An 18130-nucleotide genomic window follows, 5' to 3' on the forward strand; every position below is an offset into this window, starting at 1 on the left:
CGCTGGCGCCATGCTCGCCTCATTTGGGAACATACTTGTCCACCCCTTCCCACGGTTTGTCGACTTGCGGCAAGTCGAGCGTATGCAGAACATGGCCGTTCGGATCCGTAAAACCGAATTCCTGCTGCTTGCGCATCATCTCCCGGTCGATGTTCACGACCGATTCCTCGAGCGATTCGCGGTAATTCATCCCGTCAATAACGGAACGGTTCCAGGCGTTGTTCAGCTCTCGGCCGACGATATACGAGCCGGGCAGGTTCGGCATCTCCTTGTACCACTTCCATTGCTCGAGAATGACCTTCATATCATCCTTCGGCCACGGAAGCCTCGTGAATGCTTCAATGTTCGCTGTGTTCCAGCGGAATTGAACGCCGTTAAACGATTCTAGATCCATCCCGTACTGCTCCTGAATATTTGCCGAAACCAGCCATTTCAGGAACAGCCACGCCTCTTCCTTATGCTTGGAGTTTTTGTAAATAAATCCGGTCGTTTGGCCGCCCGCCGACCACCGCGCCACCGTTCCGTCCGGCTGCTTCGTTCCGGGCAGCGGAGCGATGCCCCACCAGCCGGCGAGCTCAGGTGCGGACGATGCGACTGTAACGTACATGTTGTAATCGGACACGCCGATCGGCATATCGCCTTTGCGAAAATGCTGGTAAAAGCTCGGCACGCTCTTCTCGATGTCGTAAATATGGAACAAGTCGACCCATTGTTTGAAGCCTTTAAACGCTTCCGGCGAACCGAGAGCCGTCTTCATTCCGTCCGGCGTGAAAAATTGCGCGTTATTCTGGTATAGAAACGTGATATAGTCGCTCGAATTGACATAGAAGTTATATCCGTTCTGCTGCAGCGTCGGCAGCATCGCGTATACATCTTCCCATGTGTTAGGAACGGACAATCCAAGCCGGTTCAATATATCTTTGCGGTAATACAGCACTTTAAACGACTGAGTCTCCGGGAGCGCGTAATAACCTCCATTATAGAAAAAAGGCAGCATCGCCCCAGGAGCGAAGTTTTTCATGACATCCTTGAAATCCGGGAACCGGCTCAAATCAAGCAGCGCGTTTCGCATCGCAAAATCAATCGATTTGTCCTGCGGCTGCCCAAGAGCGATATCCGGCGAAAGTCCCGCCGCATTCGCATAAATAAGCAAATTTTCGTCGGAGAGCAGATTGACTTTGACTTTGATGCCGTATTGCGGCGTGAACAGCTGGTCCGACAATTCCTGCAGCAAATTTACATAATCGCGCCCGCGGTTGACCCAAACGTTAAGCACCGTTTCATCCAAATTGCTCAGATTGTCCTTCGGAATAAAAGAATAGAAGAAGTTCGCGACAGCGCCGCCGATCTTCTGAAACGGGTTCGCTTCCATTGCCGGGAAATCCGCGCGGACCGGAGCAATGTAGATTTGATCCAGCTGAAGAGGTGCTTTGGTCAACGCTTCCCGGATGCCCCCGATTCTCTCCTGCATGGACGCAATCTCGTCCATGTGATAAGGAATTTCGTCAGGATATTTCAAATAGCTCCTGATGTCGTCCATGGCCGTCTCGATGGTCTGCAGCGTAATATCGCGGCCGCCGTTCGCCTTGAGCATTTGCTGGTCAGCCTGCTGCAGCCCTTCATAAATTTGTTCCAATTGACTCGGAAGCTCAGGAAATTGTTCCGCGCTTTTCCATGTCCTGCTTTTATCCACGATGTCGCCGGTTAAACTCTTCAGTTCCTCGACGACCTGAAGCACCGAATTGTTAACATGTTCGGTCTGCACGATCACCGGCGCATACGGAGCGATAACGGCCGTCATGGAAAGGACGTGCTCTCCTTTTTCCAGATAAAATTCGTAGGGCTTCCCATTCCCGCCGCCGAGCGTAATGCCGCGCCATTGGGAGGAATACCGGAATGGATAAGACAGCAGCTCCTCGAACGGCACTTTTCCGTCTATCGCGATCGTCCGGTAAGTCGTCATATTCGAGCTGAAGCCTTGATACGCGCGCATTGCTATTTTGTATCGGCCGCTTTCGGGCACGGAAAATTTCCATGAAGCGGTCTGTCCGCCATTCTGCCAGCGCGTTCCTCCGACAGTATTGAAGGTCTCGTAGCGCCCCGCTCTCGGCATGGAAAACGGATCCTTATCCACCGCCATCTGAATTGCGACGTCGTTTTTGGAGGACATCTCTTCGGCCTGCAGAATCTGAACCTGGGAAGATTGCGTTTGGGCGGAGGGGTACCCGGCCGATATCTTGTCATACGTCTCAGGATGGGATGGTGGCGCGAGTTCGATCGCATCAATGACGATCGGATCACTGCCGGAGAGCCTTATTGTATGCCGCCCTTTACTGAAATACCACTTGAGCGGCTCGCTGTAGAAGCCGGCCGAATCCTCGAACGGTTCCGTCATCCACTTCCCGATTTCGAGCGCTCCCGGGCGAATGTCGTCGCCGTTACGGTCCTTTTTCGCAGGCAGTTCGTCTTTGAACAATCTACGAAACGCTACCGCTCTCGCCTCTTTAAACGGAAAGGCGCCGTCGACCTGCACGGAAAGCACGGCAGGCTTGCGTATCGTTTGGTTAGAGTTCGGATCGTTATAGGGATGATATGTCATATTCAATTGGTAAAGGCCGTCCTGCGGCACGTCAATCTCGTATTCGATCCAATTGTCGCGGTCGCTTTTCCATATCAGTACGCCGTTCTTCCCGTCATAGCTGCCCGGGGTTGCCAAGGCGTCCCCGGATTGTCCGGAAATTTGCGTTCCGGGTATCCGCAGCGCGCCTTGCGCCTCCTTGAAGCCTTGCTTCTCCCAACTGTTCAGCATCTCGAGGTAATAAGGCTCAAAGTCGTCAAGACGGACAACCGATTTAGCGTTAGTTTCGGCAGAGCCGGTCTTTGCGGCGGCTGGCACTTCGGCATAAGCCGGATGAACGGTGAATCCTAAAGCTGTTGAGGAGCATAGGAAGACCATTGCCATTACTGGAATTAATATGCGGTAAATCTTGTTTCGCCGGTTCGCAGGCACTCCTTCACCCCCATCCAAACGTCTTCAGCCGATCAACCGTTCTCCCGAATCTCTGTCAAAAAAAAGCGCATTGTGCATATCAACCGCCACCGTCATCTTCTCATCGTCGCCGTACACGTTCCACGGGCCGGTGCGAACGACGAGATTCGTCTTCGTTCCGATATCCAGATACAAATAACGGTCAGCGCCCATCAGCTCGCTCAGCTTATGAATGCCCGGGATCACGGCATTCGGGGATGCTTGCGGATCGGTCGGTTCCACGCTGATGATTTCCGGACGAATGCCCAATACGACATTCTTGTTTGCCATTTTCTTAGCAATCAGCTCTTGCGATTGGCGAAGCGGGATATCCAGCGCGAAGCGGTTCGTATGAAATTCCAGCTTGCCGGCGCTTTCTTGCAGCCGTCCTTCGATAAAGTTCATTGGCGGAGAACCGATGAAGCCTGCGACGAACGAATTGGCGGGATTGTTGTAAATTTGCTCCGGAGAATCGACCTGTTGGATGATGCCGTCCTTCATGACAACGATCCGGTTGCCCATCGTCATCGCTTCCGTCTGATCGTGCGTTACGTAAATGGTTGTTACGCCGAGCTGCTTGTGCAGCTTGACGATTTCGGAGCGCATTTGCACTCTTAATTTGGCGTCCAGATTGGACAGCGGCTCATCCATCAGGAACACCTGCGGATTGCGTACGATAGCCCGTCCCAGCGCGACCCGCTGCCGTTGGCCGCCGGAGAGCTCTCTTGGCTTGCGCTCCAGGAACGGTTCGATTTCCAGCACCCTGGATGCCCGTTTGACGCTCATTTCGATCTCATGCTTCGGCTGTTTCCGCAACCGCAGGCCGAAAGCGATGTTTTCAAAGACGGACATATTGGGATAAAGGGCATAGTTTTGAAATACCATGGCGATATCCCGGTCCTTCGGTGGGAGATCGTTTACAAGCACGTTATTGATAAAAATCTCGCCTTGACTGATGTCTTCCAGCCCGGCAATCATCCTGAGCGTCGTCGACTTTCCGCACCCGGAGGGCCCGACGAAAACGACAAATTCCTTGTCCTCAATTTCCAGGTTGAAGTCCTTGACTACGGGATGCTTGTCTTTTCCATATTGCTTGTATACATGGTTGAATAGGATGCGCGTCATGTGACAGATCCCTTCTCAGGAAAGTTCTCCGGCTTTTTCTCCGGGCGACCGACTTGTATATTTGTTACATTCGTCATTCAACATGTTTCATTCTATTACAATATACCTTCCCTATAGTTTGAAGGTCAATAAAGTTTACAAAAACAAAACACTTCGGCAGGCTCAAGTATCTTCCAAAATTTTCTCGAAATCACGTCTGCCTATATCTTGTATATTTGTTATATAAACACAAAAATCCCCCTACGGTTCGTAGGAGGATTTACACGCCCAGGTGGAACGGAAAAAGCGGCAAGCGGCAGGTATCCGCTAATTCAGCAATGTTGCGGCTATTTGCTTCCCGGCCCCGGGGGGCGCTGACGAATTGCGGACCGTGAGGCGGGTCGGCACGATGATTTTTCGGCGTTTCTGCTGCGGATTTTCGATGATGGAAACAAGCAATTTGACAGCCTCGCGACCGACCGTATATTCTTCCAGGCTTACGCAGGTCGGAGGAACGGTTGAAAACGCGGACAGCTCGTAATCGTCCAAAAATACGATTGACAGGTCTTCGGGGATGCTGATCGGCATTTCTTTCGCCGCTTCCATCAATGTAAGGCCAACGGTGGAATTGACCGCAATCACGGCTGTCAGATCGGAATTTTGTTCAAGATAATGTTTTATTTGTTCCTTACTGTCGGGATGGCCCGCGCCATTCTGCAGGATCGTGTTTACTTGCTTGCTGTCCAAATTGAGCATTCGCAGATGGCGATCAATCAGGATGTTATGTTCGGAAAGCGCCTTCTCGTACCCTGTCAACCGGTCTTCAATGCTCGTGGTGCCATGGGCATGAGTGGAAACAAAGCCGATGCGCCGATGGCCCGACTGGATCAAATGAGCGGTCGCATCGAAGGACCCTTTGACGTTATCGGAGCAAACGTAATTCGTTTCGACGCCCCTTAAGTAGCGGTCGACGACAACGACCGGGAATTCGTTCAAGGTAATCTTCAATATTTCCTCATTGTAGGTCTGGCTATGAGCCGGGTATATAATGAGCCCCGCCACTCCGAAACGAATCATTCGTTTCAATATTTCGTTTTCCTTTTCCTGAGAGTCGTGGGTTTCGCAAAACAACAAATGATATCCTTCTTCAGCGAGCTGGTTTTCTATTCCGTTCAACAAGTTGGCGGTGAAACGATTGTCCAATCGCGGCATTAAATAGGCTACCGTTTTATCGTGCTGCTGAAGCAACCGGTAAACGGGGGGCTCTCCCTGCTTATTCGCCGAAATGAAGGTCCCTTTTCCTTGTATACGATAAATCAGGCCCTCTTCGATCAGCTGAAGAAGCGCATTTTTTATCGTAATCCGGCTGACGTTAAATTTGGCGGCCAATTCATTTTCGGAGGGAATTTTTTCATTTGGCTGCCAATTCATCTGTTGGATATTGTCCAGTACGTAATCGCGTATTTGTTTATATAGCGGCGTGCGTACCGTTTGTTTTCGCTCACTGTTGAATTTGCTCTCTTTGGTTTCGTTGGACAATTAGACTGCATCCCTTCATGCGGTACCGGCATTTCTTTCATTATAAATCGTTTGTAAATCCATTGACACCGGCCGTCTAAGAAAAGTATACTTCACATGTTCTTTAATGCAAATATACATAAAGTATAACAAATAATCAACCAAAAGTGCAACGAGAGGAGCTCGCTTTCATGAATTCGACTTTGCGTTTCATCGTTATGGGGGATTTGCACTATGTCCAGGAACAGTCGCATCAAAGAGCGTTGAACGGCAACCCGAGGGGCGTTACGGAAGTTGCGGATGTCACCCGAAATTTATGGCTGACAAGGAATGTAACTCCCGAAGTCATTTCCAGCATAGCCTCATTGAAACCGGATTTTGTCATTCAAACCGGAGATATCATTCACGGGCATTGCGACAATGAAGAGCTCGGACTGCGCGAAATGAGGGAAGCGATGGAGCTGCTCGAAGGCTTGCTGGCGCCGATCTTCTTCGCTCTGGGAACGCATGACGGCGTCGTCAAGCATGAGAGGATTCAGGTCGAGCAATACGTATATCCCATCATCGGAAAATCATTGGGAACCGCACCATTGACAAAAGGTTACTATACCTTTGAAAAAGCGGGCTGCTTATTTATCTTTCTCGATTACACGACATTCGTTAAAGATGACGAGCAAGCAGCATTCATCAAGGAAACGTTTGCCCGCTCCGGAAAATACGAACATGTCTTTCTGTTTGCCCACCCCCCGCTTATCTGCGTAGGAAGGCCGTTCTTCACCCATTTCGATTTCGTAAACACCGTGCTTCGGGAAATCGCCGAACATCCTGTAGACGTTTATTTTTGCGGACATACGCATAATCAGGTTTCCACCCTGCATAAGGTCGGGGGGCATTGGCTTCCCCAACTGAAAAGCTCGGTGCTGGGATACCCCGATCTTGCTCCCGTTAACTTGCGCGATGTTCGAACCATTTTGCCAGACCCGTCCTCCTTTGACTACGGTTGGGGGTATTTGGAGGATTCAGCTCCCGGCTGGTGGGAAATTACCGTAAACGGCGAATCGGTGCAGGCAGACTGGCATGTTTTGCGAAAGGGTGTGCAAGGTCAGCTGCGCTGGCGCCGTGGAGAGAAGGCCGAATTTGTCAAAAAGCCGGAATTTGCCACAACATCCGGACTTGCGCTTCCCAGTCTCGGCGAGATTCGTTCGGTTCAGCTCAGAGCGGCGGGCACCAACTGCAAAACACCGGAAGGCTACCGCCTAAGCATTAACGGTACCGACGTCGGCGCTTTGCCTCGCCTCGAATATTTCGACAGCCGCCAATTCTTTAAGCTGGAGCCCAAATTCTGGCCATTGCTGGAAAAGGCCAATCGAATCGAGGTCACGACCTGCGAGGAACCGATGTGCATCGGGGGATTCGTGTTGGAAGTAGAAACGGCGGCCGGATGGGTTCGCAGCACAGTTACCGATTATTATGCAAACACGGATCGTTGGGATCATTGGGGAAAAGCGCCTGTAGAAAAAATCGTGCCGGGACAAACTATCGTCGAAGAGCTTGCTTTCGGTTGACAAGGAGAACACATGGCATACAAATTAATCGCATTGGATATGGATGGCACCTTGCTGAATAAGCAAAAAGAAATCTCAGCGGGTAACATTAAGTGGATACGTGCTGCGATGGACGCGGGAGTCAAAGTTACGCTGGCTACGGGAAGGCCGATCCGCGAAGTCGCCCCTTACGCCGAACAATTGGGGCTCGAATGCCCGCTTGTCGTCAATAACGGAAGCGAGGTTTGGAAGGCGCCGGGCGTTCTTCATTTCAGGAAGGAACTGGATCCGAATCGTATTGCCGACATCATGGACATTCTCCAAACCTATGGAGACGAGGCCGACTTCTGGGCTCATACCGTCGAGGGACTTGTAAACAAAACGAATGTTCCGTCCGATCTTGCCCATATTCACTGGCTTCAATTCGCGATTCGCTGCGCAAATCCTGTTACTTTGCAGGAAATCCGCGACCGGCTCACGTCTTGGCAAACGTTTGAGATCAGCAATTCGCATATCACCAATATTGAATGCAATGCTCTCGGGATCAGCAAAGCTAGCGGACTCACAGAAGTTTGCTCGCTTCTCGGCATCGATATGTCCGATGTTATTGCAATGGGAGACAGCCTAAACGATATCCCGATGATTCGTGCCGCCGGCTTGGGAGTCGCGATGGGGAACGCCCAGGAACCGGTCAAGCTGATCGCCGATGCCATCGCTCCGCCTCACCATGAAGACGGCGTAGCCAACATCATCGAAAAATACATCTTTTCATAAACAATTTAGGGCCATTTCAAGTCCATATTAGAATGCCGGTTCATTCTATGCCGTGAATTGAAAATGGCCCTTTTTTTCGGATTGGAACGAACGAACAGTGATATTACAAATGAACATGTTTAAAATATATTTAATACATAGTTAACAAATAAACAAATTACTTATTATTTTTTTCTTCTACAATTTTAATGAAACCAATAAGAGCAGATATGATAAGGAGGCAAGAAGTACTGACGAAGCAACGACACTACCTTCTGGCTTTATCGGCTTTATTGACTGTCTCGGGTTGCGGAACGGGAACCGCGGAATGAAAGTGCTGGGGGTCGTGACCTCCGATCCAACCTTCTAAAAAAAGTGAGAGGAAGAATTGTAATCATGAAAAAACGTTATATTACAGGTATGATGGTCCTCCTTACGACTGCATTGGCCGCCACAGGCTGCGAAAATGCAACAACGGGCGGCAGCGGCAGCAATGGCAACGCCGGCTCAACGGCCCAGCCTCAGGCAAGCCAGACCGTTTCCAGCGCGCCTGTGACATTGACCGTATTCCAAAATGGCGCCGAAATTACTGACGACGACTTTAAGCTGTTGTTTGCCGATCCGGTAAAGAAAAAATATCCGAATATCGATCTGAAAATCGTCCGTCAGGATGCAAACACAACGTTGGATAGCCTTATCGCTTCCGGTAACGTTCCGGATCTTTTGCTTACTCCAAACTCCGGAATTATGGGCCTTAAGCAGCAAGATCTTCTTTATGATATGTCTTCCCTAGTTAAAAAATATAACATTGATTTGAGTCGTTTTAACTCCGTGGCGATCGACGCGGTGAAATCGGACAAGGGTGAACTATGGGGACTTCCGTATGCGTTGCAATTCAACGCTCTGTACTATAATAAAGATATTTTTAACAAATTCGGTATAAGCTATCCCAAAGACGGGATGACGTGGGACGATGCCATTCAACTGGGCCAACAGCTGACTAGAAAAGATGGCGACATTCAGTATCGCGGTCTGGATCCCGCCAGCAGCTATGTCGTCAGCTTCCCATATTCCTTGACTTACGTTGACGGAAAAACGAACAAGGCCAGCATGGATAACGATCAGTGGAGAAAAGTGTTCGACCTGACCAAACGAATTTTGACGATTCCCGGCAATATGCAGCCTAGCCCCGAGCCGTCGGCAGCGGCATCGGGCAGTCTCTTCATTAAGGATAAGAATGTGGCTATGCTGGCCTCCACGAATTTAATGGCGCAAATGGGAAGCGCGTCAAACGAAGTGAACTGGGACATCGCGCAATACCCCAGCTTCCAGGATAAGCCGAACATTTCCGGAAAGGTCGATTCGCACAACATCATGATCGCTAAAACGAGCAAGCATCAAGACGACGCAATGAAAGTGATCGAAGTGGTCACTTCCGATGATGTTCAGCTGCTGAGCGCGAGAAAGACGGCAAGAATGTCTCCGTTAAACAATGATGAGATGAAAAAGCAGTTCGGCGCCGATGTGCCTTATCTGAAAGGAAAAAATGTTCAAGCCCTCTTTAAAAGCACGGTCTCTCCGACTCCGATTTACTCCATCTATGAAACCGATGGGAAAAGAATCGGACAGCAGAAATTCAGAGACTTCTTGGCGGATAAAATCGATATGAACACCGCATTAAGACAAGCGGATGAAGAGATTAACAAGAAGATCGATTCCATGAAATAAAAATGCAAGCTGGCGGCGGTTCTCGACCGACGCCAGCTTGTTTCGTTTCAAAGCTTTATTTTCTTGCAATTACGCCTTCATTCTCCGGCAATTTCGATTTAATCCCCGTCAGGAAAACGGAAACCGCTCCAATCGGCAGCACTCATCTGCGGCTCCGGTTTCAATCCGAGACTCGGCAAGCTTACCCGATAGCCTGGCGCCTCCTCATAGTTGCCGGTCTGCGGATTCACAACGGAGAGCTCCAATCCGCCGTCATCCGCAAGGAAGGTCAGCACCCGAAAACGTCCCTCGCCGCCATTTTCGGTCATTTGCCAATTTTGAAACGATTGGAACACCGGGTTGCCATGTTCGCCGAGGTCCACCCGGTAGCTGACATTCCCCGGAACATGATGGCCGGAAAACACGGTGATGACATTCGGATGCTTACGCAGCGATTTTTGCCATACATCTTCGCCATCGTTGGCGTCGAGGGAGCCGGCATAGTTCTTCGGATTGAGGCCATCGCCGGACTTGGTTCGTTCTCCTCGTATATGCATAAAGCAATGCGTGATAACGATCACCTCGTAATCCCGATGTGCTTCTAAAACACTGTCCGCCCATGCCAGCACGCCGTCTCGCGGACCGAATTCAAGGGCAAGCGCCAATAACTTGCGGCCTTCCGCCTCCAGCTTGACGTACATGTTGGCAGCGCAGCCTTCCTCGAACAAGCCGCCAAACCATTCCTGATCGCGATAAATATGAGGTCCGAAGTACTGGTTGAACATCCTTAAGCTTCGATCCTGACTGAGCAGGTTATCATAATCGTGGTTGCCCGGACAGATCAGAAACGGAAGGTTCGCCTTTGCCATCCGATCCATCGTAGCTAATGCCGTAACGAACTGCCCCTCGTCATTGGCGCCGGAATCGACGATATCGCCCAACTGCAGCACCATTTTTACATTGAGCTCTCGGGCGTGGTCCGCGATCCATTGGGCCATCGGTTCCATCAAGTGCGGGTTATGGCGTAAAGCCGTCTGTGTATCGGGTATAATAATGATGGAAAAAGCTTTACGGTTCATTGTAGTAATCTCCATTTCTAGAAAAAGTAACGTTGAATGACGGCGGCTACGCCGTCCTCTTCATTGGAAAGCGTGATTTCGTCCGCAGCTTGCTTGACAACCTCCTGAGCATTGCCCATTGCAATACCTAGGCCTGCTGCTCGTATCATGGAGACATCGTTCAGGCTATCTCCGACTGCAATAACCTCTTCCATGCGAATATCGAAAAGATTGCATACCTCCAGCAAGCCGCTGCCTTTACTGCGACCAGCAGGATTGCACTCGATATTCGTGTAGTGGGAGCTGCAAATGTCCAGCAGCCCCCAAGAGCTAATCTCTTCGCGTATTTTATCTAAAAGCTCACCGTCATCCGATTTGATGGCGACTTGCAGCCATTGCTTCTCCCAAGCCAGCTCGGGATCCCATTGATCGTGGTTAAATTGTCCGCCTACGTACTGTATATAAAATCTAATATGCCCGTTATACTCCTTGATCACTTTAAGGATTCGCTCTTTTGCCTCTGCGTTAAATTCATAACGACTGAGCAGTTCATCGGGCGTCCTCCATACTTCGCTGGCGTTGCTGACGATAACCGGCAAATCGAGGTTTAGCGTTCTGGCATGCTCAACCACGCCTCTAATCGATCTGCTGGTAGCCAAAATGACTTTAATATCGGCTTCCAGGGCCGCTTGTATCCATTTGCGGTTTTGCTCGGAAATTTCTCCCTTCCGGTTCAGCAAAGTGCCGTCCATATCCAGAGCGATCAATTTATAACGAGAGTTTGTTTGCAAGGTCATGATCGTTTCCCTTCATTATTTTTTTACATACATCGAAAAATCAGGATTTGATTTATTGGTCTGCAGACGGTTCACTTCATCGATCATGGCGGAGCCGCCGGCTTTCTCCCATTTTTGCAGCGCATCCATCCAATTTTGTTTGGTAATCTGCGGATTCAGTACAGCGCCTTGCGTGACACCCAGCATGTAGTCGTTGAACATCTGCGTTTCATTCTTACTTTGAAGCGGAGCATCGACGAACGGATCACGATAGTCCGAATACTTCACTTTCAAATAATCGTCAAATTTTTGTTTGACATAGGCGAAAGTATCGGCATCCATACTCGCTTTCATTGGCGCCCAACTGGACTTTAAGTCTATGGGAGTAATAAAACTCAGCGGATCGATTTGCGGTCTTTGATAAGCCGGATCCCTTTGTCCGTCAGGAATGCTTGCCGGTTGTCCGTCCTTCATGACATAAGTCTTTCCTTCAATTCCGTACTGCGTAAGGTTATAGCCGTCGGTAAGCGTCCAATTGAGGAACTTGAAGAAGGCATCGGGATTTTTAATTTTTGCCGACACATAAAATCCGCGGTCATACAAACCGGATTGCGTACGGACGCCGCCGGGTATGCCGCCCGGTCCGGTCAAGGGTGATATGACGCCTACCTTGGCGTTTTTATCGTTTTGCTGCGTTTTGGTAACATAATCGGTAAATGTCGACCAATTCCCAGTAACGACAGCGGCTTTACCGGCAATAAATTTGGCCTTAGTCTGGGTCGCGTCCCCGTCTACTTTAAAAGCAGGGTCCAGCAATCCCTTTTTCATAAGATCCTGCATCCAGAAATAAAAATCGATGTCCTTTGGATTGGCGTACCAAGGAATCAGTTTATTCGGATCGGATGAGGAAGGCTCCCAGCCGGCCAGACTGAGTCCGAAGGACGTCGCCAAATCTTTGGCATAGTTCATATTTCCAATGGACAGAGGAATAATGCCCTGCTTGCCCAAATCGCTGTTCTTGATTTTTTCCAGATCGGCCACCAATTCGTCAATCGTCTTCGGTTCCGCAATTCCCAGCTTGTCAAACCAATCCTTGCGGTAATATAAAGAAAACGGAGTAATCGGGAAATTCGCATTGGGAATAAAGTAAATGTCTCCGTTTTTATCTTTCAGCTTGTCCCACAATGCAGCGGGAATCGCATTTTTTATAGCAGGATATTGATCCAGGTATTTATTGATTTTCAGGAATGCGCCTTGATCCTGGGCATCCTTCCATACTTTATCGGTCGGCCCGCTTCCCCAGAGAACGTCTGGTATCGATCCGGAGGCAAGCACAACGTTAACCTTCTGGTTGTAATCGGCTACCGGGAGCACCTGCACATCAATATCCACATTCGCTGCTTTAAACAATTCTTTCTCAAACGGTCCGCCCTTGGTATACGTGGCCGCCACCCATACCGGCGTCATGTACGAAAACTTGTACGGCGCGCTTGAGGCGGCGGTTTGATTGCCGGTTGCAGTTTGCGACGGGGAAGCGGCAGATCCTGTCGGGTTAGAGGAATTCCCTGTCGAGGCGCAGCCTGCCAATGCAGACGCCATCATGACGGCAGCCAGTGAAAGACTCGACCGTTTCCAACGCTGTTCCTTTGAATGAAATTTCACAATAAGCACCTCTCTAAGTGTGTAGTTGTATTGCTTCATTTATCCCTTAACGGACCCCAGATAGATCCCTTTCACAAAATATTTCTGCAGAAAAGGATAGACCAACATGATGGGCACGATCGAGAACATAATCGTTGCAGCTTTGATATTTTCGGGAGAAATCGTCAATGCGGCTTCATCGGCCTGTGAAGTCAAATTGCCCATGTTCATCATCGTCTGATCGATTACAATGGAACGAAGAATGACCTGCAGCGGCCATTTGGAGTTATCGTTGATGAAATATAGTCCCGTAAAAAAGTCATTCCAATGATGCACGGCATAAAACAAGCCGATCGTCGCAATCGCCGGCTTCGACAGCGGCAATACGATGTGCCATAACGTTTGCAGGTCGTTTGCGCCGTCAATCGTCGCCGATTCCTCCAAGCCGTCAGGAAGATTCCAAAAAAAGTTGCGCATAAGAATCAGGTTGAAAGGGCTAACTAGCCCATTTATGACAAGTACCCATATATTGTTGATGAGTCCGAGATTTTTAAGCAAAATATAATGCGGGATTAATCCTGCGCCGAACAGCATCGGAAAGATGACGAACCAAAGCATGTATTTGTGGCCGGGCAAATAAGTTTTGGATAAGCCGTAGGCGGAAAATACGGTGAACAATAAATTTAGGAAAGTTCCTACGACGGTCGCAAATACCGTGATTCCGAACGATCTGAGGAGAACTTGAGTCGACAATATATAATGGTATGCGCTAAAATCCAAGCCGTGAGGTAAAAGCATTAACGGAAACTTTGCGATAGAGGCCGAGTTGCTGAGCGATTTGGCGCAAATATTCACGATCGGCAGCAACGTGACCAGTCCCGCAACGATTAGAAGCAAATAGATCGTCCATTGCCCCCACCACGGATTGTCATCGATCGTTCTCCCCTTGCGGCTAATTACCATATCGATTTCTCCCCCAATTTTCGTATGAAATAATTTGCCGTTACAATCAAAACAGCTCCGACCGCGCCTTTAAACAACCCGACTGCGGTAGCAATTTCATATTTCGCGTCCAAGAGGCCGACCCGGTACACATAGGTATCGATAATATCCGCCACGCCTAGTACCGCTCCGTTATAAAGCATGAATACCTGCTCAAAACCGGCATCCAGAATATGCCCCATTTGAAGAATTAAAAGCAGTACGATCGTCGGTCTTATGCCAGGCAGAGTAATGTGCCAAATTTGGCGCAGTTTCCTTGCTCCGTCCACTTTGGCCGCATCATACAAATGAGGATCAATGCCCGCTATCGCCGCCAAATAGATGATGGCGCCCCAGCCGAATTCCTTAAGCGTCCCGGTGGCGACGAGCATCGGACGAAACAGCGCAGGGTCGTTCATGACATTCAATTGAATGCCCCAACCTTTCAACAGCGTTGTAATCGAACCTGTTGGACCGAAGAAATCGATGACAATCCCGCCGTATATGACCCAGGATAAGAAATGGGGAAAATAAGTCACGGTTTGTACCGATCGTTTAAAGAAGTAATGTTTGACTTCGTTTAATAACAGAGCAAACACAATGGGAACCGGAAAACCGAATACGATTCGGTATACGCTGATCGTCAGCGTATTTCCAAGCAGCTGGGGAAATACCGGCGAAGAGAACAGTTCATGAAAATGCTTGAACCCGACCCAATTGCTCGCCCAAATTCCCGAAAACACTTTAAAATCTTTAAAAGCGAGCTGCAATCCGTAAAACGGCAAATACGAAAAAATCAAAAAGTAAAGCAAGGTGGGCGCGATAAATAAATAAAGATACCGGTATCTCCAAATTCGCATCAGCAACAGTATCACCTTCAGCATTTAGATTTGCACATTTTGTCTACTATTGGATCAACATTCAGCGCAGTTCATCTTCGTTTCGCAAAGTGCGGTAGAGCTCCGTACCTTCAATATCGTCGGAATTTCGATTTTGCGCCGCTCCTGATTCGGATCTTCGATTACCGCAGCTATAAGCTTCGCCGCTGCCTGGCCGATGAGATACGCTTGTTGGTCAACGCATGTAGGCGGTATTCTGGAGTAATCGGAAAACATGAAATCATCGAAGAAACAGACGGATAATTGTTCGGGGACCCGGATACCCATGTCCGATGCGGCTTCCATGACAGTAATCCCGAGTGGGGAATTCACCGCAAAGATAGCCGTCATATCCGGGTTCTGTCCGATAAATTCCTGTAATTCATGTTTTACGGAAGCTTCGATCGAGCCTGTACTAATAATGTTGTTTACTTGATCCAAATGGAAGTGAGTCCTACGCAACCTATGTTCAATAGGAGCATTGTGCTCGGCTAACGCAAGTTCGTAACCTGCCAACCTGTCTTCGATACTGCTCGTGCCATTGATTTGCGTGGAGACAAAACCTATTTTTTTATGCCCCGATTGAAGCAAATGGGAGACGGCATCATATGCTCCCTTCGTGTTCGACGCATAAACGCAATTGGTTTCGATACCCCGCAAATATCGGTCTACGATGACAAGCGGGAACGAACTTAACGAAAGCTTTAATATTTCTTCGCTGTACGTTTCCCCTTCGACAGGATAAATGATAATACCCGCCACATTATACCGTATGGCCTCCTGAAGCACCTGCTTCTCTACTTCTTTGGAATTATAAGTTTTGAATAGAAGCAGCCGGTACCCTTGCTTTGTCAACTGTTCCTCAATTCCGTTAATCATCTGTAAAGCATGCATCGTTTTGGCTAACGGAACGATATAAGCGATCAACTTTTCCTTTGCTTCGGCTGGTCCGGATTCATACAGGAGAGGCTCGCCCTTCTGATCCGATATGAACGATCCTTTGCCCTGAATACGATAGATAAGGCCTTTGTCGATTAAATTTTGCATCGCATTTTTTACGGTAAGGCGGCTTACGTTAAATTGTTCGGCCAACTCGGTTTCGGAAGGGAGCTTGTGGTGCTCCTCCCAATTGTTATTGCGCATATGATCGTAGATGTACATTTCAATTTGCTTGTAAAGCGGGGTTCTTTTTACAGAGTTAGCCATCTCGATTATCACGTCCTGATCCTTGCTATATTAATACCTTACAAATATATAACTTATCAACTTGCTTGTACATATACTGTTGAAGGTTTACAAAACCTTTAGAAACAAGCCTTTACAATCTCTTGATTTGACAATACAGATTCGAAATCCTATATTTGTAATGCATTAAGCAGCTGCTCTTTCAAACTTATATATTTGTATATATGATATATAAGTTGTTCTTCAAATTTTTGAAGCATTCAATTGGCTCCAACATGAATCGTCATCTCTGCGCATCATCGTTTACTTCTATTTCAGAAGTGAGCATATATGAGAAATATGGAGGGAATCCGTCATGACAATTCACAGGAACTTGAAGAAATGGACAAGCTTGCTTCTAAGCGGGGCCGTTTTGGCCGGCGTTGCTGCCGGATGCGCCAAGACGGATCAAGCGCAGACTTCCGCAGTCAACCCCGAAGCCGGGCAAAAAGCGGCAAACAATGCCGCCCCTTACGAATTTACTTACATGCGCCCGGTATGGGGGCCGGCAACGTATGTCAAAGGCGGTCCTTATGAGCAACAATTGTTTAAAGAAGCGAATGTGAAAATAAATCCGCAGATCATTCCGGTTGGTGAATACAATACCAAAATCAATGTCGTGCTCGCTTCCGGCCAAATTCCGGACGTGATCTGGGGACAACCGCCTTACGACTCGGTCTCGAAACAAGCCCAGGAGCAGGGAGCCTTTTTGAAAATCAATACATATCTGGACAAATATCCTGCCGTCAAAAATGCCGTCCCCAATACGATTTGGAATGATTTAAAAGACAAGAACGGCGATATCTATTTTATTCCGAACATGATTAGCCCGACGGTGCCCTTCTTTCTGTTTTACCGCCAGGATTGGTTTGAGAAGCTGAGCATTCCGGAACCGAAAACGATTGACGAACTGCTCGCCGCACTGAATAAAATCAAGAACAGCGATCTAGGCAAGCAAGGCGTGTACCCGTTGGGGCTGTACAGCTGGGCGTCGGCAAAAGATTTGGGCACTTCCTTCGGCATTGCGCAATCCGGATGGATGCCGGATAAACAAGATGCGCAAAAGCTGCTTCCATGGTACGCCCAGAACGATCAAATTGATTTTCTTTTCTGGCTGCAGGGTTTGGTCAAAAATGGACTCATGGATCCTGATTTTAAATTCCACAACGGTTCGACTCAGACGGAAGACAAATTTGTCGCTGGGAAAATCGCGGTCATGCCTTTAAACTGGACTTCATATCCGAATATCTTGCAAAGATTAACGAAGAATGACCCGAATGCGAAAATCGGCATCATGTCTCCTTTGCAAGGTCCGAACGGGATTCAGGGAGGAACCAAAGGCTTAATTCCTATCGATAGGGGCTTCTATGTTTCGGCAAAAATAAAAGATCCGGAGCGGTTTTTCCAATTTTTAAACTGGACTTTAACCGACGGATCCAATCTGATGCAATACGGAATCGAAGGGAAAACGTATACCGTGCAAAACGGAGCAAAAATACCGATTCCCGACGCCCAGCGAAGCAACGACTACAAACAATTCCAGATCGAACCGCTGCAATTTATTTCTCCCATGGATACGAAATTGGATTGGAATCAAATCAAGGCGACCGCCATTGGCGCCGGTCTTGGCGACGCAGGCTTCAATTTGATGAAAAGCAAATTTGACGAATATAACAAAAACATCTATCAAGATTACCGCAATCCGTTTATGGTGTCCGGCATCGAAAACAGCAAATCGACTCAACTTTTTAACGACTATTTGCTCGGACCTGTCGAAGGAGCGATCATCAGTCCGAAAATAACGAAGCAAGATTGGCAAGCTGCTATACAGAAATGGTACAGCGCCGGAGGGCAAGCGATGGTCGACGACGTCAACCGCGTGCAAACGGACAAGTCGAAGCCGGATTATTTGAAGTAG

At 48.6% G+C, this 18130-nt stretch carries 13 protein-coding genes; 4 read left to right on the plus strand and 9 right to left on the minus strand.

The features are described 5' to 3' along the window. Positions 1-19 precede the first annotated feature (19 nt). The 3 genes from O9H85_RS04180 to O9H85_RS04190 all read right to left on the minus strand — a co-directional run bounded on the left by O9H85_RS04180 (position 20) and on the right by O9H85_RS04190 (position 5671). The gene (locus O9H85_RS04180) at positions 20-3010 is read right to left on the minus strand and encodes an extracellular solute-binding protein (protein WP_269880036.1); all 2991 of its coding nucleotides are present in this window, start codon (positions 3008-3010) and stop codon (positions 20-22) included. A gap of 24 nt (positions 3011-3034) precedes the next feature. Further along, a complete protein-coding gene (locus O9H85_RS04185) occupies positions 3035-4153 on the minus strand; it encodes an ABC transporter ATP-binding protein (RefSeq protein ID WP_269880037.1) in 1119 nt (372 codons plus the stop codon). Between the two features lie 306 nt (positions 4154-4459). Beyond that, positions 4460-5671 carry a GntR family transcriptional regulator gene (locus tag O9H85_RS04190; protein ID WP_269880038.1) on the minus strand — a complete coding sequence of 404 codons (1212 nt, stop codon included), beginning with the start codon at positions 5669-5671 and terminating at the stop codon, positions 4460-4462. 170 nt (positions 5672-5841) lie between these two features. On the opposite strand from O9H85_RS04190, the gene O9H85_RS04195 reads away from it, so the two are divergent. From O9H85_RS04195 to O9H85_RS04205, 3 genes are all read left to right on the plus strand, one after another. After that, a complete protein-coding gene (locus tag O9H85_RS04195) occupies positions 5842-7215 on the plus strand; it encodes a metallophosphoesterase family protein (protein ID WP_269880039.1) in 1374 nt (457 codons plus the stop codon). Between the two features lie 12 nt (positions 7216-7227). Continuing rightward, positions 7228-7968: an HAD family hydrolase gene (locus O9H85_RS04200; protein WP_269880040.1), complete on the plus strand. Its 741-nt coding sequence runs from the start codon at positions 7228-7230 to the stop codon at positions 7966-7968. 375 nt (positions 7969-8343) lie between these two features. Then, positions 8344-9675, plus strand: a complete 1332-nt coding sequence (locus tag O9H85_RS04205) for an ABC transporter substrate-binding protein (RefSeq protein WP_269880041.1) — start codon at positions 8344-8346, stop codon at positions 9673-9675. Positions 9676-9773: 98 nt separating this feature from the next. On the opposite strand, the gene O9H85_RS04210 is transcribed toward O9H85_RS04205, so the two are convergent. The 6 genes from O9H85_RS04210 to O9H85_RS04235 are packed head-to-tail and all read right to left on the minus strand — an operon-like array spanning position 9774 to position 16194. Further along, complete coding sequence (locus tag O9H85_RS04210) at positions 9774-10733, minus strand: metallophosphoesterase (RefSeq protein ID WP_269880043.1); 960 nt, start codon at positions 10731-10733, stop codon at positions 9774-9776. Positions 10734-10750: 17 nt separating this feature from the next. Next, positions 10751-11509: a Cof-type HAD-IIB family hydrolase gene (locus tag O9H85_RS04215; RefSeq protein WP_269880044.1), complete on the minus strand. Its 759-nt coding sequence runs from the start codon at positions 11507-11509 to the stop codon at positions 10751-10753. A gap of 15 nt (positions 11510-11524) precedes the next feature. After that, on the minus strand, positions 11525-13150 hold the full coding sequence (locus O9H85_RS04220) for a type 2 periplasmic-binding domain-containing protein (RefSeq protein WP_269880045.1): 1626 nt from the start codon (positions 13148-13150) through the stop codon (positions 11525-11527). 39 nt (positions 13151-13189) lie between these two features. Then, entirely contained in the window at positions 13190-14092 is a 903-nt protein-coding gene (locus O9H85_RS04225) for a carbohydrate ABC transporter permease (protein ID WP_269880046.1), read from the minus strand. Continuing rightward, on the minus strand, positions 14086-14970 hold the full coding sequence (locus tag O9H85_RS04230) for an ABC transporter permease (RefSeq protein WP_269880047.1): 885 nt from the start codon (positions 14968-14970) through the stop codon (positions 14086-14088). The genes O9H85_RS04225 and O9H85_RS04230 overlap by 7 nt, the downstream gene beginning before the upstream one ends. A gap of 54 nt (positions 14971-15024) precedes the next feature. After that, positions 15025-16194 carry a GntR family transcriptional regulator gene (locus O9H85_RS04235; RefSeq protein WP_269880048.1) on the minus strand — a complete coding sequence of 390 codons (1170 nt, stop codon included), beginning with the start codon at positions 16192-16194 and terminating at the stop codon, positions 15025-15027. Between the two features lie 334 nt (positions 16195-16528). Between O9H85_RS04235 and O9H85_RS04240 the strand changes: the two genes are divergently transcribed. Then, positions 16529-18130 (plus strand): extracellular solute-binding protein, encoded by a 1602-nt coding sequence (locus tag O9H85_RS04240; protein ID WP_269880049.1) that lies wholly within the window; start codon positions 16529-16531, stop codon positions 18128-18130.

Source organism: Paenibacillus gyeongsangnamensis (assembly GCF_027533625.1).
Lineage (GTDB): Bacteria > Bacillota > Bacilli > Paenibacillales > NBRC-103111 > Paenibacillus_G > Paenibacillus_G gyeongsangnamensis.